General features: G+C 55.7%; 1 pseudogene. It reads right to left on the reverse strand.

The features are described from left to right. Positions 1 to 212, reverse strand: a pseudogene (locus tag IV91_RS16450) (IS481 family transposase); the annotation flags it as partial. Positions 213 to 253 lie beyond the last annotated feature (41 nt).

Raw genomic sequence — 253 nt, forward strand, 5'->3', positions numbered from 1 at the left:
ACTTGATACTCGTGTTCGACCCAGGCAAAGGAGGCTTCGTTGAGTTGAGCCAGGGTCAGATTGGGAATCGCATCAAGCATGGCCATCAGACGACTTTCCACCCGATTCCAGAGGGTCTCCTGCTTGACATTCATCCAGGCGCTGCGCGGGCGCGTGTTGAGCGCCAGAATGCCCAAATGATGCAGGCCGGCAGTGAATTCGCCGGAGATCATGGCGGAGCCATTATCACTATAAATCGTTCTGGGTGAACCCC

Origin of the sequence: Ferrovum myxofaciens (assembly GCF_000735045.1) — a bacterium.
Taxonomy (GTDB): domain Bacteria; phylum Pseudomonadota; class Gammaproteobacteria; order Burkholderiales; family Ferrovaceae; genus Ferrovum; species Ferrovum myxofaciens.